The 25,362-nt window shown below is 73.2% G+C and carries 26 protein-coding genes and 3 pseudogenes; 10 read left to right on the top strand and 19 right to left on the bottom strand.

Going from position 1 to position 25,362, the window contains the following annotated elements:
* The 3 genes from ACIRR9_RS47585 to acsA are packed head-to-tail and all read right to left on the bottom strand — an operon-like array spanning position 1 to position 3,910.
* Entirely contained in the window at positions 1-1,050 is a 1,050-nt protein-coding gene (locus ACIRR9_RS47585) for an alpha-ketoacid dehydrogenase subunit beta (protein WP_403765640.1), read from the bottom strand.
* Positions 1,047-2,048: a pyruvate dehydrogenase (acetyl-transferring) E1 component subunit alpha gene (gene pdhA / locus ACIRR9_RS47580; RefSeq protein ID WP_403765637.1), complete on the bottom strand. Its 1,002-nt coding sequence runs from the start codon at positions 2,046-2,048 to the stop codon at positions 1,047-1,049. Before pdhA ends, ACIRR9_RS47585 begins: the two co-directional genes overlap by 4 nt.
* Positions 2,045-3,910 carry an acetate--CoA ligase gene (acsA, locus tag ACIRR9_RS47575; RefSeq protein WP_403765634.1) on the bottom strand — a complete coding sequence of 622 codons (1,866 nt, stop codon included), beginning with the start codon at positions 3,908-3,910 and terminating at the stop codon, positions 2,045-2,047. The genes pdhA and acsA overlap by 4 nt, the downstream gene beginning before the upstream one ends.
* 236 nt (positions 3,911-4,146) lie before the next feature.
* Here acsA and ACIRR9_RS47570 point away from each other — a divergent pair, with 236 nt between their 5' ends.
* From ACIRR9_RS47570 to ACIRR9_RS47550, 5 genes are read left to right on the top strand one after another with little or no spacing between them, the layout of a single operon-like run.
* Positions 4,147-5,319, top strand: coding sequence for a 4Fe-4S dicluster domain-containing protein (locus ACIRR9_RS47570; RefSeq protein ID WP_403765631.1), 1,173 nt, complete (start codon positions 4,147-4,149; stop codon positions 5,317-5,319).
* A complete protein-coding gene (locus ACIRR9_RS47565) occupies positions 5,316-6,134 on the top strand; it encodes an FAD/NAD(P)-binding protein (RefSeq protein WP_403765628.1) in 819 nt (272 codons plus the stop codon). The genes ACIRR9_RS47570 and ACIRR9_RS47565 overlap by 4 nt, the downstream gene beginning before the upstream one ends.
* Position 6,135: 1 nt before the next feature.
* The gene (locus ACIRR9_RS47560; RefSeq protein WP_403765625.1) at positions 6,136-7,014 is read left to right on the top strand and encodes an oxidoreductase; all 879 of its coding nucleotides are present in this window, start codon (positions 6,136-6,138) and stop codon (positions 7,012-7,014) included.
* Positions 7,011-8,342 (top strand): Ni/Fe hydrogenase subunit alpha, encoded by a 1,332-nt coding sequence (locus ACIRR9_RS47555; RefSeq protein WP_403765622.1) that lies wholly within the window; start codon positions 7,011-7,013, stop codon positions 8,340-8,342. The genes ACIRR9_RS47560 and ACIRR9_RS47555 overlap by 4 nt, the downstream gene beginning before the upstream one ends.
* Complete coding sequence (locus tag ACIRR9_RS47550; RefSeq protein WP_403765619.1) at positions 8,339-8,818, top strand: hydrogenase maturation protease; 480 nt, start codon at positions 8,339-8,341, stop codon at positions 8,816-8,818. Before ACIRR9_RS47555 ends, ACIRR9_RS47550 begins: the two co-directional genes overlap by 4 nt.
* A gap of 203 nt (positions 8,819-9,021) precedes the next feature.
* On the opposite strand, the gene ACIRR9_RS47545 is transcribed toward ACIRR9_RS47550, so the two are convergent.
* The 3 genes from ACIRR9_RS47545 to ACIRR9_RS47535 form a co-directional block, all read right to left on the bottom strand.
* Entirely contained in the window at positions 9,022-9,480 is a 459-nt protein-coding gene (locus ACIRR9_RS47545) for a Crp/Fnr family transcriptional regulator (protein WP_403765616.1), read from the bottom strand.
* 234 nt (positions 9,481-9,714) lie between these two features.
* Positions 9,715-10,623, bottom strand: coding sequence for a pyridoxamine 5'-phosphate oxidase family protein (locus tag ACIRR9_RS47540; protein ID WP_403765613.1), 909 nt, complete (start codon positions 10,621-10,623; stop codon positions 9,715-9,717).
* Between the two features lie 287 nt (positions 10,624-10,910).
* Positions 10,911-11,126 carry a dsRBD fold-containing protein gene (locus ACIRR9_RS47535; RefSeq protein ID WP_403765610.1) on the bottom strand — a complete coding sequence of 72 codons (216 nt, stop codon included), beginning with the start codon at positions 11,124-11,126 and terminating at the stop codon, positions 10,911-10,913.
* 720 nt (positions 11,127-11,846) lie between these two features.
* On the opposite strand from ACIRR9_RS47535, the gene ACIRR9_RS47530 reads away from it, so the two are divergent.
* Positions 11,847-12,371 (top strand): hypothetical protein, encoded by a 525-nt coding sequence (locus tag ACIRR9_RS47530; RefSeq protein WP_403765607.1) that lies wholly within the window; start codon positions 11,847-11,849, stop codon positions 12,369-12,371.
* Positions 12,372-12,423: 52 nt separating this feature from the next.
* Positions 12,424-12,833, top strand: a pseudogene (locus ACIRR9_RS47525) (universal stress protein); the annotation flags it as partial.
* A gap of 89 nt (positions 12,834-12,922) precedes the next feature.
* Here ACIRR9_RS47525 and ACIRR9_RS47520 read toward each other — a convergent pair.
* A pseudogene (locus ACIRR9_RS47520) lies at positions 12,923-13,303 on the bottom strand (universal stress protein); the annotation flags it as partial.
* A gap of 15 nt (positions 13,304-13,318) precedes the next feature.
* Positions 13,319-13,489 (bottom strand): annotated as a pseudogene (locus ACIRR9_RS47515) (nicotinate phosphoribosyltransferase); the annotation flags it as partial.
* Positions 13,490-13,661: 172 nt separating this feature from the next.
* Here ACIRR9_RS47515 and ACIRR9_RS47510 point away from each other — a divergent pair.
* Positions 13,662-14,066 (top strand): Hsp20/alpha crystallin family protein, encoded by a 405-nt coding sequence (locus ACIRR9_RS47510; protein WP_403765604.1) that lies wholly within the window; start codon positions 13,662-13,664, stop codon positions 14,064-14,066.
* 101 nt (positions 14,067-14,167) lie between these two features.
* Here the strand turns inward: ACIRR9_RS47510 and ACIRR9_RS47505 are convergent, their stop codons facing one another.
* Genes ACIRR9_RS47505 through ACIRR9_RS47465 form a run of 9 tightly spaced genes read right to left on the bottom strand, consistent with a single transcriptional unit; the run spans position 14,168 to position 21,978 of the window.
* Complete coding sequence (locus ACIRR9_RS47505) at positions 14,168-14,788, bottom strand: V-type ATP synthase subunit D (RefSeq protein ID WP_403765601.1); 621 nt, start codon at positions 14,786-14,788, stop codon at positions 14,168-14,170.
* Complete coding sequence (locus ACIRR9_RS47500; RefSeq protein ID WP_403765598.1) at positions 14,785-16,212, bottom strand: V-type ATP synthase subunit B; 1,428 nt, start codon at positions 16,210-16,212, stop codon at positions 14,785-14,787. Before ACIRR9_RS47500 ends, ACIRR9_RS47505 begins: the two co-directional genes overlap by 4 nt.
* Positions 16,209-17,930 carry a V-type ATP synthase subunit A gene (locus ACIRR9_RS47495; protein WP_403765595.1) on the bottom strand — a complete coding sequence of 574 codons (1,722 nt, stop codon included), beginning with the start codon at positions 17,928-17,930 and terminating at the stop codon, positions 16,209-16,211. The genes ACIRR9_RS47500 and ACIRR9_RS47495 overlap by 4 nt, the downstream gene beginning before the upstream one ends.
* A complete protein-coding gene (locus ACIRR9_RS47490) occupies positions 17,927-18,559 on the bottom strand; it encodes a hypothetical protein (RefSeq protein ID WP_403765592.1) in 633 nt (210 codons plus the stop codon). Before ACIRR9_RS47490 ends, ACIRR9_RS47495 begins: the two co-directional genes overlap by 4 nt.
* A complete protein-coding gene (locus tag ACIRR9_RS47485; RefSeq protein WP_403765589.1) occupies positions 18,556-18,789 on the bottom strand; it encodes a V-type ATP synthase subunit F in 234 nt (77 codons plus the stop codon). The genes ACIRR9_RS47490 and ACIRR9_RS47485 overlap by 4 nt, the downstream gene beginning before the upstream one ends.
* Positions 18,790-18,791: 2 nt before the next feature.
* On the bottom strand, positions 18,792-19,208 hold the full coding sequence (locus ACIRR9_RS47480) for an ATP synthase subunit C (RefSeq protein ID WP_403765586.1): 417 nt from the start codon (positions 19,206-19,208) through the stop codon (positions 18,792-18,794).
* A 4-nt stretch (positions 19,209-19,212) separates the two neighbouring features.
* On the bottom strand, positions 19,213-20,628 hold the full coding sequence (locus tag ACIRR9_RS47475) for a V-type ATPase 116kDa subunit family protein (protein WP_403765583.1): 1,416 nt from the start codon (positions 20,626-20,628) through the stop codon (positions 19,213-19,215).
* Positions 20,615-21,544: a hypothetical protein gene (locus ACIRR9_RS47470; protein WP_403765580.1), complete on the bottom strand. Its 930-nt coding sequence runs from the start codon at positions 21,542-21,544 to the stop codon at positions 20,615-20,617. The genes ACIRR9_RS47475 and ACIRR9_RS47470 overlap by 14 nt, the downstream gene beginning before the upstream one ends.
* A complete protein-coding gene (locus tag ACIRR9_RS47465; protein WP_403765577.1) occupies positions 21,541-21,978 on the bottom strand; it encodes a hypothetical protein in 438 nt (145 codons plus the stop codon). The genes ACIRR9_RS47470 and ACIRR9_RS47465 overlap by 4 nt, the downstream gene beginning before the upstream one ends.
* 168 nt (positions 21,979-22,146) lie before the next feature.
* Between ACIRR9_RS47465 and ACIRR9_RS47460 the strand changes: the two genes are divergently transcribed.
* Both ACIRR9_RS47460 and ACIRR9_RS47455 read left to right on the top strand, forming a co-directional pair.
* Entirely contained in the window at positions 22,147-22,992 is an 846-nt protein-coding gene (locus ACIRR9_RS47460) for a CBS domain-containing protein (protein ID WP_403765574.1), read from the top strand.
* Positions 22,993-23,016: 24 nt separating this feature from the next.
* A complete protein-coding gene (locus ACIRR9_RS47455; RefSeq protein ID WP_403765571.1) occupies positions 23,017-23,667 on the top strand; it encodes a universal stress protein in 651 nt (216 codons plus the stop codon).
* Here ACIRR9_RS47455 and ACIRR9_RS47450 read toward each other — a convergent pair.
* Both ACIRR9_RS47450 and ACIRR9_RS47445 read right to left on the bottom strand, forming a co-directional pair.
* Positions 23,609-24,088, bottom strand: coding sequence for an OsmC family protein (locus ACIRR9_RS47450; protein ID WP_403765568.1), 480 nt, complete (start codon positions 24,086-24,088; stop codon positions 23,609-23,611). The two genes, ACIRR9_RS47455 and ACIRR9_RS47450, sit on opposite strands and share 59 nt — an antisense overlap.
* Complete coding sequence (locus ACIRR9_RS47445; protein ID WP_403765565.1) at positions 24,085-25,254, bottom strand: site-2 protease family protein; 1,170 nt, start codon at positions 25,252-25,254, stop codon at positions 24,085-24,087. Before ACIRR9_RS47445 ends, ACIRR9_RS47450 begins: the two co-directional genes overlap by 4 nt.
* Positions 25,255-25,362: the final 108 nt, after the last annotated feature.

Genomic DNA, 25,362 nt, shown 5'->3' with positions numbered 1-25,362 from the left:
TCAGCCCGGCCTTCCGGTGGCGGGCGCGGGCTCACCGACCGTGCGGCGGGCGGCCGCGACGATTCCGTCCACCTGAGGCAGCGCGGCCTCCTCCAGCCGGCGCGCGTACGGCATGGGCACCTCGGCGCTGCACACCCGCTCGACGGGGGCGTCGAGGTCGTAGAAGTGCTGCTCGGTGAGACGGGCGGAGATCTCCGCGGCGAGGCTGCCGGTGCGCCAGCCCTCGTCGACGACGACGGCCCGGTGCGTGCGGGCGACCGAGCCGCCGACTGTGGCGTCGTCCAGGGGGCGCAGGGTGCGCAGGTCGACGACCTCCGCGCTGATGCCGCCGCTCGCGAGGTCGTCCGCGGCGGCCAGTGCCTTGGGCAGCGAGCCGCCGTAGGTGATCAGGGAGACGTCCGTGCCGGTTCGGCGGACGGCCGCGTGGTCGAGGTCGACGGGGCCGGCGTCGGCGGGCAGTTCGCCCGAGACGTTGTACAGGCTGCCGTGCTCGAAGATCAGCACGGGGTCGGGGTCGGCGAGCGCGGGGGCCAGCGTGTGGCGGGCGTCGGTGAGGGTCGCCGGGGCCAGGACCCGCAGACCGGGGATGTGCGCGTACCAGCCCTCCAGGCTGTGCGAGTGCTGCGCCGCGAGCTGGCGCCCGGCGCCCGTGGTCATCCGGATCACGATCGGGACCGGTAGCTGGCCGCCCGACATGTGCAGCAGGGTCGCCGCGTTGTTGAGGATCTGGTCCAGGGCGAGCAGGCTGAAGTTGACCGTCATGATCTCGACGACCGGCCGCATACCCGCCAGGGCCGCGCCGATGCCGGCGCCGACGAACGCGGACTCCGACAGCGGGGCGTCACGTATCCGGTCGGGCCCGAACTCCTCCAGCAGGCCGAGGCTGACGCCGAAGCATCCGCCGTACCGGCCCACGTCCTCGCCCATCAGGAACACCCGCTCGTCGGTGCGCAGCGCCTCGCGAAGGGCCTCGCGCATCGCCTCCCGGTAGGTCGTCCTGCGGTCGGAGGGGACGGCGGGCTTCGGGGTACGGGTGCGGGTCGCGGTCATGGCGGGCTCGCCTCCACCGGGCTGGTGACGTACTTCAGCAGATCCTCGACGGGTTCCTCGGGCGCGCGCTCGGCCCCCTCGACAGCCGCGTCGATCTCGGCGGTCAGGCGGTCCTCCAGGGCGGTGCGCGCTCTGTCGGACAGCTCCTTCGCCTCGCGCAGCCGCCGGGCGAGTCCCTCGACCGGATCGCGTTCCTTCCAGTGCTCGATCTCGGCCTTCTCGCGGTAGCGGTCGGAGTCGTACATGGAGTGCGCGCGGAACCGGTACGTGCGCATCTCCAGGAAGTGCGGTCCGCCTCCGCCGCGCACCCCCTCGGCGGCCCGCCGGGCGGCGTCCTCGACGGCGAGGACGTCCATGCCGTCGACGGCCCAGGAGGCCATGCCGTAACCGGCCGCACGCAGCGCGAGGTCGGTCTGGGCCTGGTGGCGGGCCAGCGCGGTGCCCATCGCGTACAGGTTGTTCTCGCAGACGAGCAGCAGCGGCAGCCCCCACAGCGCGGCGAGGTTGGCGGTCTCGTGGAACTCGCCCTCGGCGAAGGCGCCGTCACCGAAGAAACAGCAGGTGACCCGGTGTCGGCCGGTCATACGGTCGGCGAGCGCGAGGCCGGCCGCGAGCGGCAGTCCGCCGCCGACGATGGCGTTGCCGCCGTAGAAGCGCCGGCCGGTGTCGAAGAGGTGCATCGAGCCGCCGCGGCCGTGACTGCAGCCGGTCGCCTTGCCGAACATCTCCGCCATGATCGCCTCGGCCGGCACCCCGCGGGCGAGTGCGTGCCCGTGTTCCCGGTACGTCGACACGACCGCGTCGTCGTCCGTGAGCGCCTCGTTGACGCCGACGGCCACGGCCTCCTCACCGATGTACAGGTGCATGAAGCCCTTGATGCGCGCCGCGCTGTACAGCTCCACGCAGCGTTCCTCGAACCGGCGGACACGCAGCATCGACTCCAGCAGAGCCAGCCGGTGGGCGGTCTGAGGGTTTGCCCGGGTGCGGGTGGTGCTCATGTGGACCGCTCCGTCCTCTGCGAGGGCCGTGGCGGGGCTTCCTGCGGAGCTTCCTGCGGGGAGGAGGCGCCGTGTGCGGAATCCTCCAGGGTGGAGATGTCACCCTCGGGCAGGCCGAGTTCGCGTGCCCGCAGCAGGCGGCGCATGACCTTGCCGCTGCGGGTGTGCGGCAGCTGCTGGTCGAAGGCGATCTCGCGGGGTGCCACGGCCGGGCCCAGCCGGCGCCGGGAGAAGGCCAGCAGGTCCTGCCGCATGGCCGTGGTCGGATCGAAGCCCGGTCGCAGCGCGACGAACGCCTTGACGATGTTCCCGGCCACGGGGTCGGGCCGGCCGATGACCCCCGCCTCGGCGACCGCCGGATGTTCCATCAGGGCGCTCTCGACCTCGAACGGCCCGATGAGGTGGCCCGCCGACTTGATGACGTCGTCGGCCCGGCCGACGAACCAGTACCAGCCGTCCTCGTCACGCCGCACCAGGTCGCCGGTGAGGTACCAGCCGTCCGCGAAGGCCGCCTCGGTGCGGCGCTCGTCGTGCAGATAGCCGCGGAACATGGACGGCCAGCCGGGCCGCAGCGCCAGTTCGCCCTCCGCGCCGGGCTTCTCCAGCACGGTGACGTGCCCGTCGGCCACCTCGGCCCGGCCGTCCTCGCCGCGCCGCAGCACCGCGGCCTCCACCCCGGGCAGCGGACGTCCCATCGAGCCGGGGCGGATGTCGCAGGCGGCGAAGTTGGCGATCATGATGGCGCCGGTCTCGGTCTGCCACCAGTTGTCGTGAACCGGCAGCCCGAGCACGTCCCGCCCCCACAGCACGGCCTCCGGGTTGAGCGGCTCGCCGACCGAGGCGATGAACCGCAGCACACCCAGGTCGAACGAGCGCGGCAGGTCGTACGGCCCGGTCCGCGGTGTCGTCCGCATCAGCATGCGCAGCGCCGTCGGCGCCGTGTACCAGACGCTCACCCGCTGCTCGGCGAGGATCCGGTACCAGCGGCGGGCGTCGTAGTCGCCCTCGTCCACCACGACCGTCACACCGTGCATGAGCGGGGCGACGATCCCGTAGGACATGCCGGTGACCCAGCCGGGATCGGCGGTGCACCAGTACACGTCGTCCGGGTGCAGGTCGAGGGCGTACCGCGCGGTCACGTAGTGGGCGACGGCGGCCTCGTGCACGTGCACCGCCCCCTTCGGGGTGCCCGTGGTGCCGCTGGTGAAGTGGAGCAGGGCCATGTCGTCCGGGGAGGTGGGCGGAATGATGAACATGTCGTCCGCGCCGGCCATGAGAGCGTCGAAGGAGAGCGTGCCCGCCGACGCGTCCGCTCCGTCGCCGACGATCAGCACATGCCGGAGTCCGGGCAGCTCGTCGCGCTGTCCGGCGACCTTCCTGCGGTACAGCTCCGCTGTGGTGACCAGGACCCGGGCATCGCTCAGCCGCAGTCGTCGGCCCACCGGGTCAGGGCCGAAGGCGGAGAACAGCGGACACAGGACGCTGGTGTTCTTCAGCGTCCCCAGGACTACGGTGTACAGCTCGGGACACCGTCCCAGCAGCGTGACCACCCGCTCGCCCCGGCCGATCCCGAGGGCGCGCAGCACATTGGCGAACCGCGCTGTGGCACCGGCCAGATCAGCGTAGGTCACGCGCGTCACCGAGTCCCGACCCACACAGCGCAGGGCGACCGTCCCCGCGCGGTCCGACGCCGCGTGCCGGTCCACGGCCTCGTACGCGATGTTCAGTCCCCGCCCGCCGGGCAGTCCCAGCAGCGCGTCCCGCGCCCGCGACCACGAGAAACCCGCGCACTCCTCGTCGTAGTCACGCAGATTCGGGGCAGCCCCGGGCGGGGTGTCCTTCCGGATGGTCTCCCCTCTCATACGGCCCCTCCTTTCGCCGGGCCTCCTTCGATCATCCGTCCGGTCGGCCTCTCCCGCACCGGGGCGAACGGCCCCCTGCTCATGGCCGAACGGCTCAGTGGCACGGCTGCCGATCGCTTGAGACGATGACCGGGAACGGCCCCGGAAGAGTCACGCCCTATGACAGTCATGAGCGGTCGGCCCGGCCCGGCCGTGGGCAATGAGGGGCGAACAGGTCTCCGCGAAGGAGGTCGGTCATGACCGCCGACGCCGATGCGAACGTCTCCCCGGCCCCCGCGCCCGGCGGGGTCGTCATGGACAAGGACGGAATGGCCGCTCTGGTCGACGTGCTGACCGGGCGGGGTTTCACGGTGGTGGGACCCACGGTGCGGGACGGTGCGATCGTCCTGGCGGAGCTGCGGTCGGCCGACGCGCTGCCGTACGGCTGGGGCGTCGAGCTGGAGGCCGGGCGGTACCGGCTGCGTGAGAGGCCCGACGGTGCCGCCTTCGCGCATGCGGCGGGACCGCAGTCCTGGAAGCCGTTCCTGCACCCGCCACGGGTGCGGGAGTGGAGCGCCGACCGGGCGGAGGGGCAGTTTGTGCTCACGGCCGACCGGCCCGCGCTCCCGCGCTACGCCTTCCTCGGAGTACGCCCCTGCGATCTGCGGGCCATCGCCGTCCAGGACCGGGTGCTGACCGGCGGGGCGTATCACGACCCTGGTTACGAGGGGCGGCGCTCCGGAGCCCTGCTGATCGTGGTCGAGTGCACGGAGCCCGGCGCCACCTGCTTCTGCGTCTCGATGGGCACCGGCCCCGCCGCCGGCCCCGGCTACGACTTGGTCATGACCGAGGTGGTCGACGGGGACGGGCATCGTTTCTGGGTGCGGAGCGGCAGCCCGGAAGGCGCCGCGATCCTGGCCGAACTGCCTGCTCGCCCGGCCGACCCGGAGACCCGGGAGACAGCGCGTGCGGGTGTCGAGGCCGCCGCGGACCGCATGGGCCGCACCATGCCCGAGGCCGATCTGCGGGAGCTGATGGCCACAACGCTCGACGCGCCCCGCTGGGACGACGTCGCCGGACGGTGCCTGACCTGCGGCAACTGCACCATGGTGTGCCCCACCTGCTTCTGCACCACCACCGAGGACGTCACCGACCTCACCGGCGACCACGCGGAGCGCTGGCGGCTGTGGGACTCGTGTTTCGACCTGGACTTCTCCCAGCTGCACGGTGGTCCGGTCCGCGCCTCGGCGCGCAGTCGCTACCGGCAATGGATGACCCACAAACTCGGTACCTGGTACGACCAGTTCGGCTCGTCCGGCTGTGTGGGCTGCGGACGCTGCATCGTCTGGTGCCCGGTCGGGATCGACATCACGGAGGAGGCAGCCGCCCTGCACGACTGGACGCGTTCCGGGGAAACGGAGCAGCCATGACCGCCGTGGCACCTCCGCTGCCGTACCAGGTCGCGGGCACCCGGGGGGAGACCGCCGACACCCGTTCGATCGAGCTGGTGCCGTCCGGACACGGACTCCCGCCGTTCGCACCGGGACAGTTCGCGATGATCTACGCCTTCGGGGTCGGCGAGGTGCCCGTCTCGGTCAGTGCCCTGCGCGGTCACCAGGGCGGCCTTGTGCACACCGTGCGTGCCGTGGGAGCGGTCTCGTCCGCGCTGTACAGGCTGCGGCCGGGGGGCACCGTCGGCCTCAGCGGGCCGTACGGTACCGGCTGGGACCTGACGGAGGCGGCCGGGCATGACCTGCTGGTGATCGCCGGCGGTATCGGACTGGCCCCGCTGCGGCCGGTCGTGCACGCCGTCCTGGAACGACGGCACGAGTACGGTCGGCTCACGGTCCTGGTGGGCGCCCGTACCCCCGCCGAGCTGATCTACCGGGACGAGATCGACAGCTGGCACGGCCCGGCGCACGTGGTGGTGACCGTCGACCGCCCCGGGCCTGGCTGGCACGGTGCGGTCGGCGTGGTCACCACGCTCCTGAACGGCCTCGACCTGCGCCCCGAACGGACCCGCGCGCTGGTGTGCGGGCCCGAGGTGATGATGCGTCACACCGCACGGGACCTCGTGGCCCGGGGAGTGGTCCCGGACCGCGTCCAGGTGTCCCTGGAACGGAACATGCGGTGCGCCACCGGCCATTGCGGCCACTGCCAGCTCGGCCCGCTGCTGCTGTGCCGGGACGGTCCGGTCGTCGGCTACGACCGCGTGGCACACCTGCTCCTGGTGAGGGAGTTGTGACATGGTCATCGAGCCCGGTCCGGCCCCCGATCCCCGGCCCACGCTCGCCGTGTGGAAGTTCGCCTCCTGCGACGGCTGCCAGCTGACCCTGCTCGACTGTGAGGACGAACTCCTCGGCCTTGCCGACCGGGTGAGGATCGACCACTTCCTGGAGATGACCTCCGTCGAGGGTGCCGACGGGGAGCGCGCCCGGCTGGAGGGCCGGGGGCCGTACGACCTCTCCCTGGTCGAAGGGTCGATCACCACCCCCGAGGACGCCGAGCGGATCCGGCACGTCCGTCGTGTCTCCCGGTACCTGGTGACCATCGGAGCCTGTGCCACCGCCGGCGGCATCCAGGCCCTGCGCGACTTCGCCGACGTCGACGAGTTCCTCGCCGCGGTCTACGCCCGCCCGGAGTACATCTCCACGCTCGGGACCTCGACACCGATCTCGGCCCATGTCCCGGTCGACTTCGAACTGCGCGGCTGTCCCATCGACCGCCGCCAGCTCCTCGAAGTCATCACCGCCTACCTGGCCGGACGCAAACCCCGGATCCCGAGCCACAGCGTCTGCTTCGAGTGCAAGAGACGCGGCACCACCTGCATCACCGTGGCCCACGGCACGCCTTGCCTGGGCCCGGTCACCCACGCCGGATGCGGCGCGATCTGCCCCGCGTACGGACGCGGCTGCTACGGCTGCTTCGGACCGGCGAGCCGGCCCAACCTGCGCTCCATGATCGCCCAGTTGCACCACGACGGGATGAGCGAGCGGGACATCCAGCGTGTCTTCCGCACCTTCAACGCCACCTCACCGGAACATGCCCCCGTACCCGAACTCGCGGCCGAGGAGTGCCACAGCTCCCGGACCGGCTCGGAAAACCGCCCGGAAAGGCCCGCATGAACCCTCGCGGAACCCGTGTCCTGCGGCTGGACGCGCTGGCCAGGGTGGAGGGCGAAGCGGCCCTCCACATGAACGTCCAGGACGGTTCGGTCACCGGGACACGGCTGCGCATCTACGAACCGCCACGCTTCTTCGAGGCACTCCTGACCGGCCGGGGCCACACCGAGCCCCCCGACATCACGTCCCGCATCTGCGGCATCTGCCCGGTCGCCTACCAGATGAGCGCCTGCCAGGCGATCGAGAACGCCTGCGGAGTCACGGTGGACGGCCCTCTCGCCGACCTGCGCCGCCTGCTCTACTGCGGCGAGTGGATCGAGAGCCACACCCTGCACATCCACCTTCTGCACGCGCCGGACTTCCTCGGCCGCGCGGACGTGGTGGAACTCGCCCGCGACCAGCGCGCGGCCGTGGAACGCGGCCTGCGGATCAAGCAGACAGGCAATGCGATCCTCGAACAGCTCGGCGGCCGACCCATCCACCCGGTCAACGTCCGGATCGGCGGCTTCCACCGGACCCCGGCACCGGACGAACTCCGGCCCCTGGCGGACCGGCTGCGCCAGGCCAGGGAGGACGCCCTGGAGACGGTCCGCTGGGTGGCGGCGTTCGACTTTCCCGACGCCGTGTGCGACCACGCCTTGTTCGCACTGAGCGACCCCGGCCGCTACGCCATCGACTCCGGGACGCCCACGGTGGCGGATCCGGCGCCGCTGGAGTTCCCCCTGTCCGAATTCGAAGAACACGTCCGGGAAGAACAGGTACCGCACTCCACCGCGCTCACCGCCACCCTGGACGGCCGCCGCTTCCTGACCGGCCCGCTGGCCCGCTACGCGATCAACGGTCGTTGGCTGCATCCTGTGGCCGCCGAATCGGCGCGGCATGCCGGGCTGGGCGATCCGGCCTCGGGCGCGGTCTGCGACAACCCCTTCCGGAGCATCGTCGTACGAGCCGTCGAGGTCGTACAGGCCGTCGAGGAGGCCCTGCGGATCATCGACGGCTACGAACGGCCTCCCCGGCCCGCTGTCGAGGTCCCGCCGCGCGAGGCGGTCGGCGTGGGAGCCACCGAGGCGCCACGCGGTCTGCTGTACCACCGCTACACCCTCACCGGGGACGGCACGCTGACCGGGGCTCGCATCATCCCGCCCACCGCCCAGAACCAGACGGCCATCGAGGAGGACGTCCGCAGGGCGGTGCAGTCACGCCTGGACCGGGACGGTCCCGACATCAGCGACGTCGAACTCACCCACCTGTGCGAACGAGCCATCCGCAACCACGACCCCTGCATCTCCTGCGCCGCCCACTTCCTCGACGTGACCGTGGACCGCGCATGAACGGCCGGGTCGTGGTGATCGGCGTGGGCAATCCCCTGCGCGGTGACGACGGGATCGGCCCGGCCGTGGTGGAGGCGCTGCGGGGCCGGGTGCCCGACGACACCGTGCTGGCGGTCAGCGACGGCGAGCCCGCCAGGCTGCTCGAACTGTGGCGCGACGCGCACACCGTGATCGTCGTGGAAGCCCTCCGTACCCACCCGGCCCGGCCCGGTGAGCTGCACACGCTGACACCGGCCCAGGCCGCCGGGCACACACGGGCCACGGCGAGCACGCACGCCTTTGGCCTGGGGGACTGTATGGCCCTGGCTGAGGCTCTTTGCCGAATGCCGCCGGAACTCGTGGTGCATGCCATGGAGGTCGCCGACATCGGACTGGGCGAGCGTCTCAGCGACGCCGTGCGCTCGGCCCTGCCCGGACTGACCGACCGCGTGGCCGCCTCCGTACGACAGGCGTACGAGGGGAACCATGAGCCGTAGGGGGTGGCGGCAGGTGCTCCTGCGTGGAGCGAAGCGCCGGGGCGTTCGGCCGGCCACGGTGCTGTCGCGGGGGTGTCTCGCCTGAGGCCCTTCGTGCAGATCTCACCCGACCGCACCTCGTGACTCCGCCCGCGCGTGCGGCTTTCCGCCGGACAGACTCCGCACACGGGCTCCGTTCATGAGTTCCTTGTGAACGCAGCCAGTCACGTCAGCCCACCGCTTCCGTAGGGGGCGTACAGGTCGAGCAGGCGGACCCGGGAAGCGTGCAGCCGCTGGGCGGTCACCCGCCCGACCCAGACGGCGATCGCCCGGCCGAACCCGGCGTCCTCGGCGCACATCTCCAGGACCGACCCGGCGTCGAACTCCCAGGCCCGCACCGGGCTCATCGCCTCGGCACCCAGTTGCCACAGGTACGGCGGGAAGTGCCAGGACCAGCCGACGAGTTCACCCTGCCCGAGGGTCTCGATGACGGCGGTGCGTCGGCCGGGCACATGCAGGTCCAGGGCGACGGTCCCGGTGCGCACGACCCAGAAACGGTCGGCGTGCCGACCCTCTTCGAACAGCCGGGTCCCGGCCGCGAAGGAGACCTCGCGGGCGAGCCGCATCAGCCGCTCGCGGTGCACGGACTCAAGAGCCGCGGTCATGGTGGTGGCGGAGGCCATCGCACGGACTCCTTTCAGCGGGGCGTGTCCTTCCAGCCTGGGCTCATCCGGAGCCCGGCACCACTGGTCGCCCGGGACTCTCCGGTCCACTCGCGCGGCGCCGCATCCGCACCGCGCGGTGTGGCAGGGTCCCGCCACACCACCGGGCCTCCGGCCGGATTGTGGTATGCCAGGGTGCGGTGACGGCCCAATGGATTCCGAACCGCACGGTGCCTCATGCTCGGGTGGCGTTCCTCATTGGTCGGCCGCGGTGATGCGGCGGCCCGTCAGGCTCGTGGGCCTGATCGAGACCCACATCTCCCGCACACCCCCGGCCCAGGGCGTGGTATGCGCACGCCGGGCGAGCCCGCGCACGGCCTCCGGCTCCGTCACGATGCTCGCGGGGCCGACGGCGAGCACGCTCCAGCCCTGGCTCAGGGCCTCGTCCACGTGGTCCACCTCGAAGGCGACCTCCGTTTCGGCTGCCGACGCGGCCACCGAGTCGGGGGCGGTCCGGAAGACGATGGCGTCGTCGACGACCTCGTAATTGACAGGCACGATCGCCGGGCGGCCGTCGGACGACGACACCGCGATGCGCCCCACGCCGTGCGTGGCCAGCAGGGCGCGGCACTCTTCCGTGTCCAGGTCCCGCAGCCGCGGGTGCAGCAGAGCACGGCCCTGACCGGGCGGAAGATCCATGCCTCCGCCACGCAGGGCGGTGACCGAGGTGCCCAGTGCGGCGGCCAGCTTGATCAGAGTCGCTACGGAGGGATCGGCGGGCTGTTCTTCGAGGTAGGCCAGGTAGTCGGGGGCCATCCGGGCTCGGCGGGCGGTTTCCGCACGGCTGAATCCTTGCCTGCGGCGTTCCGCGGCCACACGTCGGCCGATGTCGCCGGGATTGGCCTCCCCGGCCGGGAGTACGACCTGCGTCGTACTGACATCCGGCTGTACCGCTCGGCCGGCGCCGGGCTGTCCGTGCTCAAGATGGTGGATGTGGGCGTCGGAGCCCGGGAAGACGAGCGTCACCTCGTCCGTGTCCGACCAGCGCACGTCGTAGGGGGGTGTGCCGTCCTCGTGGTGGAGTCCGACGATCTCGCCGTCGCGCCTGGCGGCTCCGGTCGCCGGGCTCTCGATGACGAGCTGGTCGCCGAGGTGAGCTCGCATGATCGGCCCCTCTCCGCAGAATGATGCTCCATCCAACGTGCCACGCGGGACACGCCACCGCACGGGGCGGGCCCTCGACGCCGGCGACGTGGCGACCCGTGGTCTTTCGCCACCGGGCACATCGGCTGCCGGAGGGACTGCTCCCGGCACCCTTCTTCCGGTTCCTGCCTTCGCGTCCGCCCGGAGTCAGACTGGCCATCCGGAGGTCTCACCGGCGGTCGGCCGGTTTCCGGCCATCCCCTGGATGTCTCGGTCGGCGGTGTCCAGCAGCTGCCGGGCGAGATCGTTCAAGACCTGCCCGCTGCCGGTTCGTCGCCGATCTCCGGCACGTTCGTGTCCGCCGGGTGGCAGTGCGCAGTTCCGTTGCCGGCATGCAGTCGTCTTCCCCGAAGAGATGGAGGCGTATCTTCCACTGACCTGTGTGCGACATCGCTTTCTCCTCGTCTCGGCGCGATCACCTCGGCAGATACCGGTGTGACCCGGGGGTGGTCGGTCTCCCGCATCTCCACCGTCGGACGGAAGCCGCATGCGTCACAGGGCCGAAGAGTCTCTCTCGGACCGACGTGCGGCCCAAGAGAGCGGACGGGCCGCCGCAGAGGTGTCCGGGCGCCCAGGAGCATCTCGACGGGCCCAGGTCGGCTCGTGCGGTTCTCCTGACTCTCAGCCGAACAGACTCCGCACACGGATCGTCTCCACGTGTCGCCACGTACCGTCCGACAGGAGCAGCCAGTCGTGCTGCGCCCGACGTAGGCGGACGGAACCGGCCGTTGGTTTCGCGGCCTGCGACCGGGCTGCGCTCGCCGACGGCAGCCGGTCGCCGCATCGGGAGCGCGCGGCCCGCCGGCCGACAAGGGTGCGCTTGCTCATCGTCACTCCGTCCGTCCGCGGAACCGCCGTTTCCGCGTCCTGGCGTGACAGCCCTCGCCCGCTCCAGCGAGTCGGACCTGTCCGCGCGGCCAGGACGGGTCGGCGGCACTTTCCAGCATCACTCCCGGGGTGCCCTGTCCAGTGGGGCCGAACGGCACTCACGAAGGACCGCGCGGCCCCTGCCCGGAGGGATGTGCGACGGAGGAAGGTGGGGCGGTGGGGCATTCGACCTTGTCGAAGCGGAGGGCCGTGCCATGCGGACACCGCGTCTTCCCGGTCGCCGACACACATCCGGCCCACCCGGCAAGCGGGCTCGGCGTGCGGCAGACGGCGAACCGGGGTCACTGGAACGGCCGATGGACCGGCTGGAACGCGGACTTCAGGTCTTCCTGGCCGTCATCGCACTTGTGGCGGTGCCGTTCGGGGCATGGTGCGTCGGACATGCGGTGTACGACCACCACATGCTGGCTCGACAGACGCGGCTGGCACGATTGCACCCGGTGACGGCAAGCCTGCTGACGGAAGCGCGGTCGAGCGGCGACCGCCCCGGCGCGCAGTCCGGTTTCCACGCGCTCGTGCACTGGAGCGACCGCAACGGCGACCACACGGGCGCCACACCGGTGCGGGCCTGGCTCCATCGCGGAGCCACCGCGACCGTGTGGCTGGACGCCCACGGCGACATAGCCGCGCCGCCCCCGGCCCGGGACTTCGCGGCGACCGCCGGTGTGGCGGCGGGGTGCGCGACCGCATTCAGTGGTGTGGCCACCGCCTGTGGCGTGCGGTGGGCCCTCGGTAAGTGCATCGACCGCCGTCGCCTCGCTCAGTGGGCCCGCGAATGGGAACGCGTGGAGCCCGACTGGGTGACGCGCTACACCCGCTGAGACCTTGGGCCGGACCCCGCGCACGCCGAAGGAGAGGTTGGGACACATGGATATGGATCTGGTTACCTCTGCTCCCAAGGCGGTGGTGGTGGGCGTCGACGGGTCGCCGTCCTCGTACGACGCGCTGCGCTGGTCCGTGCGGTACGCGGGGCTGGTGGACGGGACCGTGGACGCGGTCGCGGTGTGGGGGCAGCCCGGCCTGTACGGCTGGTCGGCGCCGGCCGTGGACATTGACGTCGACGAGGAGGAGGCCCGGCAGGGGATGCTTGAGGAGCTGACCTACGTGCTCGGCGCGGACACGGCCTCGGTCCGCGCCCGTCTGGTGCACGGAAACCCCACCGATGTCCTGCTGCGGGCCGCCGAGGCCGGGGAGGGGTCGCGCGCGCACTGATCGGCTCCGTCAGCCGGCATGTGTCGCAGCACGCGCCCTGCCCGGTCGTGATCGTACGGTCTGGGACAAAGCGACCGGTCCGTGACCGGCCAACAGGCGTAGGTCCGGTCCGGCCGGTCACGGTGCTTCCCCCCGTTGTGTCACGCTTGCCGGACGCGGCTCACGTCCGGGTGGGAACGGCGATGACGGGGCAGCGGGCGTGGTGCAGTACGCCCTGGCTGACCGAGCCCAGCAGCATGCCCGTGAAGCCACCGCGGCCCCGGGTGCCCACCACCAGACCCAGCGCGTGCGCCGAGGCTTCGGTGAGCACCTGCACCGGATGGCCGACGACCAATTCGTGCCGGAGTTCCACCTCCGGATACCGGGCTCGGCGGCCGGCCACCGTCTCGGAGAGCAGCCGACGGCACTCCTGCTGGGATTCGTACTCGTCGAAGATCTTCAGGTGGCCGGGCTGCCACACGTACAGCGCCCGCACCTCGGCACCGCGCAGCGCGGCCTCCTGGAAGGCCAGGTCGACCGCGGCGGCGGAGTCGCGTCCGCCCGGATCCACGCGGAAGCGGGACAGGAAGTCCAGAGCGGACTCCAGCCCAGCGGCGACCAGGAAGCCCCGGCCGGGCGGCAGCTCGCGTACGAAGAGGCTGAACGTGGCCGGGGCGCGCATATCCTCCCGGAGACGGGACAGGGCCATGGTCACTTCGTAGAGGTCTGTGGTGGTGACGTCGGACATGGTGATCGCCGCCGGGTGTGATGGTGCCCCGCTCTCCGGTCTGGCCGCGAACCGGCGGCGGAAGAGGGACTTCAGGGACCCGGACCCGGGCCGTTCGGCCCCTGCCGGGGCGGGCCCGGCGAGCTGGACTGGAGGTGTCGGCAGACACGACGACCGCCGAGGAGGTACGGCGATGGCCACACTGATACACAGGCAGAGGTTCCCGTTCCCGGACGTGCCGGAATGGTTCGAGACCTTTCCCAGCAGGCTGACGATGCCCGCGGTCCGGATCGAGGACTACACGGAGGGCGGCCGCTATGTCATGCGCGCCGAACTGCCGGGTATGGTCCCCGAGGACATCGACGTCGTCATCGGCGACGGGGTGCTGACGGTCGAGGCCGAACGCACCGAACGGGACATCGACAAGAGCCACAGCGAGATCCGGTACGGCGCGATGAGCCGTAGCGTGACCCTGCCGTCCGGCGCCGACGAGGACGACGTCAAGGCCGACTACACCGACGGCATGCTGACCATCAGCGTGGGTCTGGGGGCCGAGAAGGCCGAGGCCAGGCACATCGAGATCCAGCACGGCAGCTGACGTGGCATGTTCCCTCTCCGGCGGGCCCCGAGCGGGCCCGCCGTCGTGCACGTGCTTGGTTACGTGCTTGGTCCCGGCGTCGTACGCGTGCCCGGTCCCGGTCACCGGGCGCTGCGCGCGGCGGCCCAGCGGCGTCGTACCGCCTCCTCGTGCTCGCCTTCCTCCAGGGCCAGTTCCACCGCCGTGAGTTCGTCCCGCAGCCGGGGGATCCAGTGCCGGCGCAGGGCACGGACCCGTTGCCGGGTGCGCACCGCCTCGGCGGCGAGCAGGTCCGCTGCGGCGCGCTGGACGGCGTGCTCCGCGGCGGCCCGGACCGCCGCGCGGTACGCCGTCTCGGCATGCGCGAGCGCGCTGTTGGGCGGGGTCGGCTCCTCGGGTGAGCGCACGGCATCCTTCCAGGACACGGTCGCGGGATGCCGTACGCCCATGAGCGCGGCCCATGTGACGTCGGCTGCGGCCCGGTCCGTCGGCGCCGCCTCGGCGAGCGCGGCCTCGCCGCCGAGCAGCACCCCCCGCACCAGCCAGGTGTCCGCCTCGGCCAGCCGCTGCCGCCAGACCTCGCCGGCCTCCTCAGCCGCACGGCGTGCCACCCGCTCCCGGTCGAGCAGCAGCCGGAGTTTGCGTTCGAGCAGATCCGCTCCGCGCAGCGCGGTGGCGAGGCTGCGGCGCAGCTGTAGCCGCCCGGCCCGGCCCGCCGGTACCCGGCTCACCCGCCCGCTCACGGTTTCTCCCCCTCCGGGGCACGGTGGGCGTCGAGCAGCTCCGCCGGGATCATGCCGAGCTGGCTGCGCGGCAGCATCAGCAGCACCTCCCAGGCACGGTCCAGGGAGTCGTCCAGCGTGCGGTTCTCGTCGGTGGCCTGGGCGAGGAACCGCTGCCGGAAGGCGTCCTGAAGGTCCAGATGGCGCAGGTCGACGGGGCTGAGCGCGGGCCGGCCGATCAGGTCGGCGAGTTCCCGCACCTGCCGGGCCCGGGCCAGCGCGGCGAGCAGCTGCGCTGCCACGACCGGATGGTCGGCCCGGGTCCGTCCCTTTCCGGCGCCGTGGCGCATCAGCCGGGACAGCGAGGCCAGCGGGTCGACGGGCGGATACGTGCCGGCCGCGTACACCTCGGCGGAGAGCACGATCTGCCCCTCCGTGATGTAGCCGGTCAGGTCGGGGACGGGGTGGGTGATGTCGCCCGCCGGCATGGTGAGCACCGGCAGGACGGTCACCGATCCCGGCCTGCCCCGGATCCGCCCGCAGCGCTCGTAGAGGGAGGCGAGGTCGCTGTAGAGGTAGCCGGGGTAGGCCCGGCGGGCGGGGATCTCGCCCCGTGCGGCCGACACCTCGCGCAGCGCCTCGGAGTAGGCCGTCATGTCCGTCATCACCACCAGGACGTGACGGCCCTCGGCGAACGCCAGATGCTCGGCGACCGTCAGTGCGAGCCGTGGGGTCAGCAGCCGCTCGATGACCGGGTCGTCGGCGGTGTTGAGCAGCAGGACCAGCTCCAGGGCGGCCGACCGCTCCGCCAGCCCGGCGCGGACGAACGCGGCGTCGGCGTGGGTGAGACCCATGCCGGCGAAGACCACGGCGAACGGCTCGCCGCCGCAGGTCGCCTGGGCCGCGATCTGCACAGCGAGTTCCAGGTGCGGCAGCCCGGCCACGGAGAACACCGGGAGCTTCTGGCCGCGTACCAGGGTGGTGAGGACGTCCACGGCGGTCACGCCTGTCAGCACCGGCTCGTTCGGCGGCTCCCGGCGCACCGGGTTGATCGGAGCGCCGCCCACCGCGGCGTGGGTGGCGCCCAGCACCGGCGGCCCGCCGTCGGCCGGTTCGCCCCGCCCGTTGCACACCCGGCCGAGCCACCCGGGGCCGACGGGGATGCGCAGGGGGGAGCCGGAGAAGGCGACGCGGGTGCAGCCGCGGTCCATGCCCGCGGTGTCCTCCAGGACCTGCACCACGGCGAGGTCCCGGTCCACCTCCAGCACCAGGCCGTGTCGTCGGTCCTCCGAGCCGAGGGCGATCGTGGCGGACTCGTCCCAGCCGACGCCGCACACGCCCTCCAGCACCACCAGGGGGCCGCGCAGTTCCCGCACCCCGGTGTACTCGACGTCCCCGGTGTACTCGACGTCCCCGGGGTCCACGGGGTCCACGGGCCCGCTCATCCCGCCGCCTCCGCGAGCCGGGCCAGCACCGTGTCGCGGGCCGCCGTCACCGGCGCGGTCTGCGCCGGGCCGGCGTCCTCACGGGCTCGCAGCAACGGGGTGAAGTCGACCGCCTCGACGGCGTCCGCCGTGGTGCCGGAGTCCACCAGTTCCAGGCAGCGGTCGACCACCGCCAGCGCGGCCCCCACCAGGGCGGCCGTCTTCTCGGGCGCGCTGTAGGCGTCCGCCGGGGACAGCGCGCTCTGCTGGATCACGGCCTCGCGCAGCAGCCGCCCGGCGAGCACGCTGATCCGCTCACGCGGCGGCAGGGCCGTGATGCCGACCAGTTCGACGAGGTCTGCCAGCCGGTCCGCCTCGGCGAGCAGTCGGGCGGCCCGTCCTCGCCGGCCCGCCCAGTCAGGGTCCCCGGCGCGCGCGTGGGCGGCGGCCAGGGCTGAGGCGTCCCGGGAGAAGGAGTCCGACCACGAGACGGCCGGGTAGTGGCGGGCGTAGGCGAGGTCGCGGTCCAGGCTCCACAGGCACCGTACGAACCGTTCGGTGTGCGCGGTGACCGGCTCGGTGCGGTCACCGCCCGGCGGGGAGACGGCGCCGAGCACCGTGACCGACCCGGTGTCGCCGCCGAGAGTGCGTACGGCCGCGGCCCGCTCGTAGAACGCGGCCAGTTGTGAGGCAAGTCCGGCCGGATAGCCCTCCTCGGCGGGGAGTTCGCCCATCCGGGAGGCGAACTCCCGCAGCGCCTCCGCCCAGCGGGACGTCGAGTCGGCGATGACGACGACGTCGAGGCCCATGTCGCGGAAGTACTCGGCGACCGTGGCCCCTGTGTGCACACTCGCCTCCCTGGCCATCATCGGCATGTCGGAGGTGTTCGCGATCGTCACCGTGCGCTCCGACAGCCGGCCACCGGTGCGCGGGTCGGACAGCTCCGCCAGCTCCTCGATGACGTCGGCCATCTCGTTGCCGCGCTCTCCGCAGCCGACGTAGACGATGACGTCGGCGTCGCACCACTTGGCGATCTGCTGGAGCAGCATGGTCTTGCCGGTGCCGAATCCGCCGGGGACGGCGACGGTGCTGCCCCGGGCCACCGGAAAGAGCAGGTCGACGGCGCGCTGCCCGGTGTGCAGCGGCAGCTCGGCGGGAAGCCGCCCCGCCACCGGGCGCGGCCGGCGCACCGGCCAGGTCTGCGCCATGCGCACCTCGTGCCCGTCCACGGCGGCCAGCACGGCGTCGGCGGCGTACTCGCCCGCATTCGCCAGGGCGCCCACCGCGCCCGAAAGGCCGGGCGGGACGAGCAGCCGCAGGGGCACGGCCGCGCTGATCTCGCCGAGGACGTCACCGGCCGCGACCCGGGCGCCCTCGGCCACCCGTGGGGTGTACCGCCAGCTGCGCCCGTCCGGCGCACCACCGGGTCCGCCGGTGAGCAGCAGGTCGCCGGCGCCGTACAGCGGACGCAGCAGGCCGTCGAAGACACCTCCGAGCAGCCCGGGGCCGAGCCGCACCCACAGCGGGTGGCCCTGTGGTTCGGCGGGGTGTCCCGGTGCCAGACCACCCGTGTACTCGTACGCCTGGACGGTGGCCGTGTCCCCCTGGACGGCGACCACTTCGCCCGGCAGCCGGGCGGTTCCCAGCAGCACCAGGTCGTGCATGGCCACGGACGCCGGGCACGCCATCTCCACCAGAGGCCCGGCGACGCGCAGGATCCGCGAGGACGTGACGGTCACGGCTCGCCCCAGAGACTCTCGATCCGGGCGCCCAGGCGTTCCAGAGCGCGGTCGGCAAGGGTGTCCGCGGAGAGGTCGAGGTGGCGTCCGGGTACGTCGGCGGTGACTCCGCCGCCGGGTACGGCCGTGATCCGCGCGTCCGCGCCGAGCAGCGCCCTGGCGATCTGGACGAGACGGTCGGCCGGGACCGGCGCTCCGGACGACGCTCGCCGTGCGCCGGAACGGGCCTCGTCCCCAAAGTCGGTGTCGGGCTCGGCACGAACCTCGGGTTCCCGGCCCGGCCGGGAGCTCTCCCCGAGCCTGCCCGGTGGTACCCCGCGGTCGGCCAGCGCCCGTCGTACCCCGGCGCGCACCCCGGCCCGCAGATCCGCGTACACCTCGGCGCGGGCCGCCAGTTCCCGGCTCCAGGCCTCCTCGGCGGCGCGCACCCGCTCCCGCGCGGCCGCGGCGCGTCCGTCGGCGGCGCCCAGCTCCCGCGCCCGGGCCAGCATCCGCTCGGCGTCGGCGCGCGCAGCACGCAGGACTTTCGCCGCATCCGCCCGCGCCCGCTCCACGGCGGCCTCGGCCTCGGCCCGGGCGGCACGCAGCAGTTCGGCGCGCACCGGATCCAGCTCGTCCACTGCCGTCATCGGGGCATCACCACCGTCAGCGGCCTCGCCTGATCCGGCTCCGGCCCCATGGCCTCGGCGCCGAGCGTCTCGGCGGCCGACGCGGTCAGGATCACCAGGACGACGGTGCCGGGCAGTTCCCGCCAGGCACGGCGGACGGCGTCCGGATCCTCCGCCACCAGCACCTCGACCCCGGCCAGAGCCAGCCCGCCCACGCTGGTCCGCGCGCCGATGACGGCCACCCTCCCCATGGTCACGCCTTTCCGATCAACAGGATCGCGACCACCAGCCCGTACACCGCGATGCCCTCCGCCAGCCCCACGATCACCATGGCCCGGCCGAACATCTCCGGGCGCTCGCTCAGCGCGGCGAGCGCGGCGGCCCCCGTGTAGGCGACGGCGATGGCGGCGCCGATCGAGGCGCCCGCCACCGCGATGGCCGCCCCGATCAGGGCGGAGCCGTTGACCCCACCACCCCCGGCCGCACCCTGCGCCGAGGCCTGTGCCGGGCCCGAGAGCGCGGTGGCCAGGACGGCGCACGCGCCCGCCAGCAGAACCAGGTCGGTCGCCAGAAGCCAGCGGAACGCGTGTCTGGTCCGGCGCTGCCGCAGCAGCCGTACGGCACCGAGCACGGCCGCCAGGACCGGCAGCACGATCAGCCAGGCGAGCATGTGATCACCTTCGTAGGAGCGCGTCGGCAGGTTCCGCCGGAGGAACGTGCCAGGGACGGAACGGACGGCCCTCCGTCTCGAAGAGCCGGGAGAAGATCTCGTAGAACTCCAGCCGCAGGGCCTGCACCCCGGCCACCAGGGCCTCCAGACCGAAGGAGAGGGCCGTCCCGACGGCGAACAGCAGGACGGCGCCCGCCCACCAGGCCGGACCGCGTGCCGCCAGGCCCGTGGTGCCGCGCCACACCAGGTCGGCGAGCGCGGCGTGGGTGAGGCCGAAGGCCGCGAGCCGGGCGAAGGACAGGGTGTTGGTGCCGGTGCGTACGACGATGTCGAGGAGCCGTACCCCGGTCTCCGCGAGCCCCGCGCCGCCGCCCGCCGTGGCCCGGAACAGCCCCAGAGCCACCAGCGCCAGCCCGGCGGACGCGAGCGAGGCTCCGGCCACGGCGGCCGACGGCACGTGCAGGACGAGCCCTGCCGCTGCCAGCGCGAGCCCCAGGTAGAACAGCAGCCCGGCGACCCCGGACGCCGCGTACAGCCCAGCCGCCCAGCCGCCCTCCCGCATCCGGTTCACCGCGCCCGCGGCATGCGCGAGCGCCAGCAGCCCGGCTCCGAAGACCACCGCCGCCGCCAGCAGCCGGGCCGGGCTCTCCAGCGGCGCCAGCCACAACACCGGCAGCACGCCGGTCGGCCCGAAGAACTCCCCGTAGGCGGCGCCCGCCAGCATCGCGGCCAGCCCGGCGCCCGCGAGGAACGGCCACAGGCGGTGCAGCGGGGTGAGCCGCTGGGGCCGTCCGAAGCGCAGGGCCAGTGCGCCGAAAACCAGCAGGGCCCCGTGCCCGACGTCACCGAACATGATCCCGAACATCACGACATAGGCGAGGCCCGCCGGCCACGACGGGTCGAGGTCCGCGTACGACGGTGTGCCGTACGTCGTCACCAGAGGCGTGAACGAGACCTCCCCGGCGGTTCGCAGCAGCGTCGGCGGATCGGTGCCGCGCGGAGACGGCAGCGGCAGCAGCGCGCCGCCCGCCGCCGCGAGCCGCCCGGAGACCCGGGGCACCTCGCCCGCCGGACACCACCCGGCGAGCGCCGACACCTCCCCCTGCCGCACGGCGCCCCCCGCGCGTTCCTCCAGTTCGGCCTCCCCGGCCAGCAGGCTCGTCTCCCGCCGGTCTTCGAGCCGGTCCAGGTCGGGTGCCGCCACGGCCAGGACGGCCCGCCCGGCGCCCTCCGGTCCACCCCGCCCCTGAAGCCGCCGCAGCCGCAGCGCCGCGGGCCCCGGGGCCGTCTCCTCGACACGGTCCAGCTCCACACAACCTGCTTCGGCGATCCGCACCAGCGCGTCCCGCAGCGCCGCCCGCGGCACCACCACCGCCACACGGCGCATCCGGACCGGTGTCATCCCCTCAGGCCAGGGCATCGAACGCCTCCCCGGGCCGCCCTCCCCGGGCCGCCGACTCCAGGGCGGCCCGCACCCGCCAGGCGTCCACGGAGAGCACCGCGACCGCGCCGACGACCACGCCCGGCCCGTGCCGGCCGTCGCGCAGGAGAGCCGCCCCGTCGTCCCGCACCGTGCGCCACCAGCCGGCCTCCGCCCGCCACAGCCCCGCCGGCTCCTCGACGTCCGCCAGGAGCCGCCGGGCCGACGCCGGAAGACCGGCGCGGAACTCCTGGTACGAGGCGGCGGCCGGCGCCCGTCCCCCGAGCAGCCGGGCCGCGTCCCGCAGTACCGGCGCCGGCAGGGAACGGCCGTGCACGAACAGTTCACGCGCCGTCAGCAGGGCCGCGCGTGCTACCGCCCAGTCACGCGCCTGCGGCACTGTCAGGGCAGTGCGCCGCGCGGCGGCCATCCGCATGCCCGTGACCAGCGCCCACGGCGTGTCGCCGCCCGGATCGCCCCACGCGGACGCGGCGAGCGCGGCACGCAGTTCCGCCGGGGTCACCGCCCGGTCAAGGCGCCGCCAGGCCGTCTCCAGCGCTCCGAGCCGGTACGGCGGGACGTGGCCCTGCCGCTCGGGGTGTCCGGGGGACAGCCGGGCGACCACGTTGGCGACCTCGAACCCCGAGACGAGCGGAACGAGCAGCCGGGCCCCACCCCGCGGCAGCCAGCCCGCCAGCACCCTCAGATGCCACAACAGCGTCGCGGACACCGCGCGTTGCGCCTCGGACAGCCCGGCCGCCTCCCGCGTGTACCTGACGTACGACGTCCCGCCGAGCCGCCGCAGCGCCTCGTCGAGCGACGGGCACGCCGCGATCTCCCGCGCCCCGGAAGCACCCGGACACCGGACGGCCAGGGCCCGGGCCCGGACCGCTCCGGCCACCCACCCGGCGCTCACGGCGCCGCGTCCGTCCCGGCCGCCGGCCGCAGTGCCTGTGCCACCGTGTCATCCACCAACGAGGGCAGCCCCGCCCGACCCCGCTCGCGCACCGCGTCCGCGGCCCGGTCACCGGCGGCGCGCACGGCATCCGCCTCCCGCAGCGCGTCCCTTACGACGGGCTCGGCAGCCTGACGCCGTACCTCGGGAGCCTGCTCCCGGGCGGCCGCCACGATGCCCTCGGCCTCTCGTCCGGCGTTCCGCCGGATCGTCTCGGCGGTCTCCTGCCCAGCCGCCCGGATCCGGGCAGCCTCCTGCTGTACAGCCGTCAGCCGGGCCAGGGCAGGCGCCAGTTCCGCGGTGCGTTCCGCCGTCCGGTCGGGGGGCACGCCGGTTACGGCCGCCCCCGGCGTCCCGGTCGGACGGAACCGCTCCAGGAAGTCCCGCAGGCTCATGTCCCGGCCTCCTGCCGGTCGGCTGCTCCTCCAGTGTCACCGTCCTCGCCCGCGCCCGCACTGGATAGGGCCGCCATGCCGTTCCATCAGGGCCGTTCGGCTCTGGACGGCCGACGGCGGAGCACAAGACTGGAACGGTAGGCAACCCGACGGACTGAGGAGGCCACCGTGAATCAGCACGAGAACTTCTCCACAGGGACCGAGGCACGGCGGTCCACGCCCTCCCGGCCCTGGAGTCCCGGCGAAGGCGGGCGCCAGGACATGCTGGTGCGCTACCTGGGCGTCGTGGCCGCCGCGGCGGCCGAACACGCCGGGCCGGAGAAACAGCCGCCGGCCGCTCCGGTCAATGCGTCCCCAGGGCCGGCGACCGGCTCCGGCACGCCGTTGGTGCGGGACGTGATGGACGTGCCCGCTGCCTGGCTGCGTGACGACCTGCCGTACCGGGAGATCGCGCGGCTGCTCGCGCGCGAGCACGTCGGTGCGCTGCCGGTCGTGGACGCGGAGGACCGCGTGGTGGGCGTCGTCTCCGAGTCGGACCTGCTGGCGAAGGTGGCCGTCGAGGCTTCCGGCCACCGTCCCGGGCCGGTCGGCAGGCTGCGGGAGCGGCGGCTGCACGACAAGGCCCAGGGCGAGACGGCGGCCGACCTGATGACCAGTCCCGCGATCACCGTGCTGCCGGGTGCCACCGTCGCGGAGGCCGCCTGGCTCGCCGCGTTGTCCCGGCTGAAGCGGATCCCGGTCACCGACCGCGAGGGCCGGCTGGTCGGTGCCGTCGGCCGCGACGTGCTGCTGCAGACCCTGATCAGGGACGACGCCGGGATACGGGCGGAGGTCGAGAACAGGATCCGCACCGTCTGCGCCCCGGGCGACCGCACGACCGTCGAGGTGACCGTGCACGACGGCATCGTGGAACTGGCGGGACGGGTCCCGGTGGCGACCCGTGACCGGCTGGTGGCCGAGACCGAGGCGATCGCCGACGTGATCGACGTGAAGAACCTCCTCACCACCGCCTGACTCCCGCTCAGGAAGGCGGACACCGTGACCCGCACCGTCACCGTGGGAGTCGACACCTCGCGGGCAAGCCGCGCCGCCGCCGACTGGGCGGCCCGTGAGGCGAGGCTGCCCCTGCCCCTGCAGATGCTCCATGTCTGCGAGCCGGTGTCCGGGACGCGGGCACGGTGGTCCGGCCCGGAGACGAAGCACGACCGGTCCGCACGGGACTTCGCCCAGGCAGTGGCCGAACTCCGGATGAGCCACCCCGGCGTGGAGGTGATCACCGATCGGGTCACCGGCGACCCGGCCACCGCCCTGGCCGGGGCGGCGGACACGGCGGAGCTGCTGGCGCTGGGCTCACACGGCCTCGGCGGCCTCGGCGGGTTCTTCGTCTGCTCGGTCGGACTGAACGTCATCGCTCACGCGGCCCGGCCCGTAGTCCCTGGCCGTTGTGGGCCGTCGGATCCGCACCGGTCCTCTCGGTACCCACATCGGGCATGTCACCCATGTTGTTCTGCATCACGTTGTCGCGCCTGTCGCCGTGGTGGTCGCGCACGACTCCTGAGGCATCTCGACTACGGCGAGTACGACAGGGGAGCCGATGGACTGTGCTCTCGTCGTCGGTGCATCCGAAACCTCAGCAGGGAGGCGCACCGACGGTCGACGGAACCGTCGTTCCGTCGACCTCCACGGTGACCTGCGGCGATTGCCGCAGCGTGTGGTGGATTGTGCAGTGGTCGACCACGGCGCCCAGCGCGCTGAGCTCGGCCTCGCCGAGACCGGGCGGCACCGTCACGCGCAGTCGTACCGACGCCACGCGGGCCGGCCGGTCGTCCGCCATGGTGAACACCGCCGTCACACCAAGACGTTCGACGTCGAGACGGTGACGCTCCAGGAAACCTCGCGCGTAACGAGCGATGCAGGTGGCGAGCGAGACGACGAACAGTGCCACCGGCGTGGGGGCCGATGCCGTCGCCCCTGCTTCAAGGGGCTGATCGGTGACGAGGGTGTGGCCCCGCACCGCCGCCGTGAGTGCCTGGTGCCCGAAGTGCGTCACCTCCACGCGTCCGGCCGGCAGGGGAACGAATGGGACCGCCGGACAGCTCGTGCTGGTCATCGCTGGTCCTTCGACAGTTCCGGGTGCTGGTGCTGAGGACCTTCCGGGGTGGTCGGCCACGTCAGGGCACGGGTGATGTCGGCGACGGTGAGGATGCCGACGAGACGGCCCTGGTCGAGGACCAGGGCGCGCCGCACGGGGCTGTCCTGCAGCCGGGGCAGTACGTCGAGAACCGGCTCGTCCGGGGCGGTTGTCACGACTTCGCCGAGGGGGCGCATCACCTCGCGGACCGTCGTGTGGTCACGCGCCTGCGGTGGTACGGCCTGCACCCGGCGCACGGTGAGCAGGCCGGTGACCGAACCGTCCGCGGCCAGCACCGGGAAAGCCGAATGACGGTAGGGGCCGAAGGGGCCCTCGGCCAGGAAGTCGGAGAGGCTCACCGTTGCGGCGACGGTGACCGGGGCCGGTGTCATGACGCGACGGACGGGAACGCCGTCCAGGACGCCCTGGATCTGCGCCTGCCGGGACTCCGCCGTGGCGGCGGCGATGAGGAACCAGCCGATGAGCGCGGGCCACAGGCCGGACAGATCACCGGCGAACAGCACGTCCGCGAAACCGGCCAGGACCAGGAACCAGCCCAGCGCCCGGCCCGCCGCCGAGGCACCCCGGGTGGCACGCAGCCGGTCACCGGTGCGATGCCACAGGTACACCCGCAGCAGTCGGCCCCCGTCCAGCGGGGCTGCGGGAAGCACGTTGAAGACGGCCAGCAGGATGTTGATCGCGCCCAGCCAGGCGACCGCCTCGACGACCAGCCCGGACACGTGCAGCGCGTCCAGTCCCACGGCGGCACCGGCCAGCACGCCCCCGGCCAGCAGGCTGGTGAGGGGGCCCACTCCGGCGATCCGCAGCTCGGCGCCCGGCGACGGGGCCTCGCCGCGCAGCCGGGCCGCGCCGCCCAGCATCCACAGCGTGATGCCCTCCACCTCGACGCCGTTGCGCCGGGCGACCACGGCGTGCGCCAACTCGTGCGCGAGCAACGAGAAGAGGAACACGACGGCGGTCAGTACGGCGAGCCCCCAGTACGTGGCGGGGGAGTGGCCGGGGCGGGCGGCCGGGAAGCGGCCGTGCGCCAGCGCCATGGTGATCAGTGCGACGATGACCAGGACGCTCCAGTGCAGACCGACCCGGACACCGGCGATCCGTCCGAGGGACAGCGTCTCGTCCATGAACCTCGCCTCACCTTCCGGCCTTCCGCATGGCGCAGAGCACACCCGCGGCACCTACAGCGTGCGGCGGCGTCCGCTCGATGCGGAGTGGGCCGACCGGCTCTCGAC

The sequence above is a fragment of the Streptomyces sp. NPDC101234 genome, assembly GCF_044767525.1.
In the GTDB taxonomy this organism is placed as follows: Bacteria; Actinomycetota; Actinomycetes; order Streptomycetales; family Streptomycetaceae; genus Streptomyces; species Streptomyces sasae.
This window is presented reverse-complemented; position numbering and strand designations above follow the sequence as displayed.

Excerpts from the sequence above, each read along its gene's own strand:
- ACIRR9_RS47585 (WP_403765640.1), bottom strand. The coding sequence starts at position 1,050 with ATGACCGCGACCCGCACCCGTACCCCGAAGCCCGCCGTCCCCTCCGAC.
- pdhA (WP_403765637.1), bottom strand. The coding sequence starts at position 2,048 with ATGAGCACCACCCGCACCCGGGCAAACCCTCAGACCGCCCACCGGCTG.
- acsA (WP_403765634.1), bottom strand. The coding sequence starts at position 3,910 with ATGAGAGGGGAGACCATCCGGAAGGACACCCCGCCCGGGGCTGCCCCG.
- ACIRR9_RS47570 (WP_403765631.1), top strand. The coding sequence starts at position 4,147 with ATGACCGCCGACGCCGATGCGAACGTCTCCCCGGCCCCCGCGCCCGGC.
- ACIRR9_RS47565 (WP_403765628.1), top strand. The coding sequence starts at position 5,316 with ATGACCGCCGTGGCACCTCCGCTGCCGTACCAGGTCGCGGGCACCCGG.
- ACIRR9_RS47560 (WP_403765625.1), top strand. The coding sequence starts at position 6,136 with ATGGTCATCGAGCCCGGTCCGGCCCCCGATCCCCGGCCCACGCTCGCC.
- ACIRR9_RS47555 (WP_403765622.1), top strand. The coding sequence starts at position 7,011 with ATGAACCCTCGCGGAACCCGTGTCCTGCGGCTGGACGCGCTGGCCAGG.
- ACIRR9_RS47550 (WP_403765619.1), top strand. The coding sequence starts at position 8,339 with ATGAACGGCCGGGTCGTGGTGATCGGCGTGGGCAATCCCCTGCGCGGT.
- ACIRR9_RS47545 (WP_403765616.1), bottom strand. The coding sequence starts at position 9,480 with ATGGCCTCCGCCACCACCATGACCGCGGCTCTTGAGTCCGTGCACCGC.
- ACIRR9_RS47540 (WP_403765613.1), bottom strand. The coding sequence starts at position 10,623 with ATGCGAGCTCACCTCGGCGACCAGCTCGTCATCGAGAGCCCGGCGACC.
- ACIRR9_RS47535 (WP_403765610.1), bottom strand. The coding sequence starts at position 11,126 with ATGCGGGAGACCGACCACCCCCGGGTCACACCGGTATCTGCCGAGGTG.
- ACIRR9_RS47530 (WP_403765607.1), top strand. The coding sequence starts at position 11,847 with ATGGACCGGCTGGAACGCGGACTTCAGGTCTTCCTGGCCGTCATCGCA.
- ACIRR9_RS47510 (WP_403765604.1), top strand. The coding sequence starts at position 13,662 with ATGGCCACACTGATACACAGGCAGAGGTTCCCGTTCCCGGACGTGCCG.
- ACIRR9_RS47500 (WP_403765598.1), bottom strand. The coding sequence starts at position 16,212 with ATGAGCGGGCCCGTGGACCCCGTGGACCCCGGGGACGTCGAGTACACC.
- ACIRR9_RS47490 (WP_403765592.1), bottom strand. The coding sequence starts at position 18,559 with ATGACGGCAGTGGACGAGCTGGATCCGGTGCGCGCCGAACTGCTGCGT.
- ACIRR9_RS47485 (WP_403765589.1), bottom strand. The coding sequence starts at position 18,789 with ATGGGGAGGGTGGCCGTCATCGGCGCGCGGACCAGCGTGGGCGGGCTG.
- ACIRR9_RS47480 (WP_403765586.1), bottom strand. The coding sequence starts at position 19,208 with ATGCTCGCCTGGCTGATCGTGCTGCCGGTCCTGGCGGCCGTGCTCGGT.
- ACIRR9_RS47475 (WP_403765583.1), bottom strand. The coding sequence starts at position 20,628 with ATGCCCTGGCCTGAGGGGATGACACCGGTCCGGATGCGCCGTGTGGCG.
- ACIRR9_RS47465 (WP_403765577.1), bottom strand. The coding sequence starts at position 21,978 with ATGAGCCTGCGGGACTTCCTGGAGCGGTTCCGTCCGACCGGGACGCCG.
- ACIRR9_RS47450 (WP_403765568.1), bottom strand. The coding sequence starts at position 24,088 with ATGACCAGCACGAGCTGTCCGGCGGTCCCATTCGTTCCCCTGCCGGCC.
- ACIRR9_RS47445 (WP_403765565.1), bottom strand. The coding sequence starts at position 25,254 with ATGGACGAGACGCTGTCCCTCGGACGGATCGCCGGTGTCCGGGTCGGT.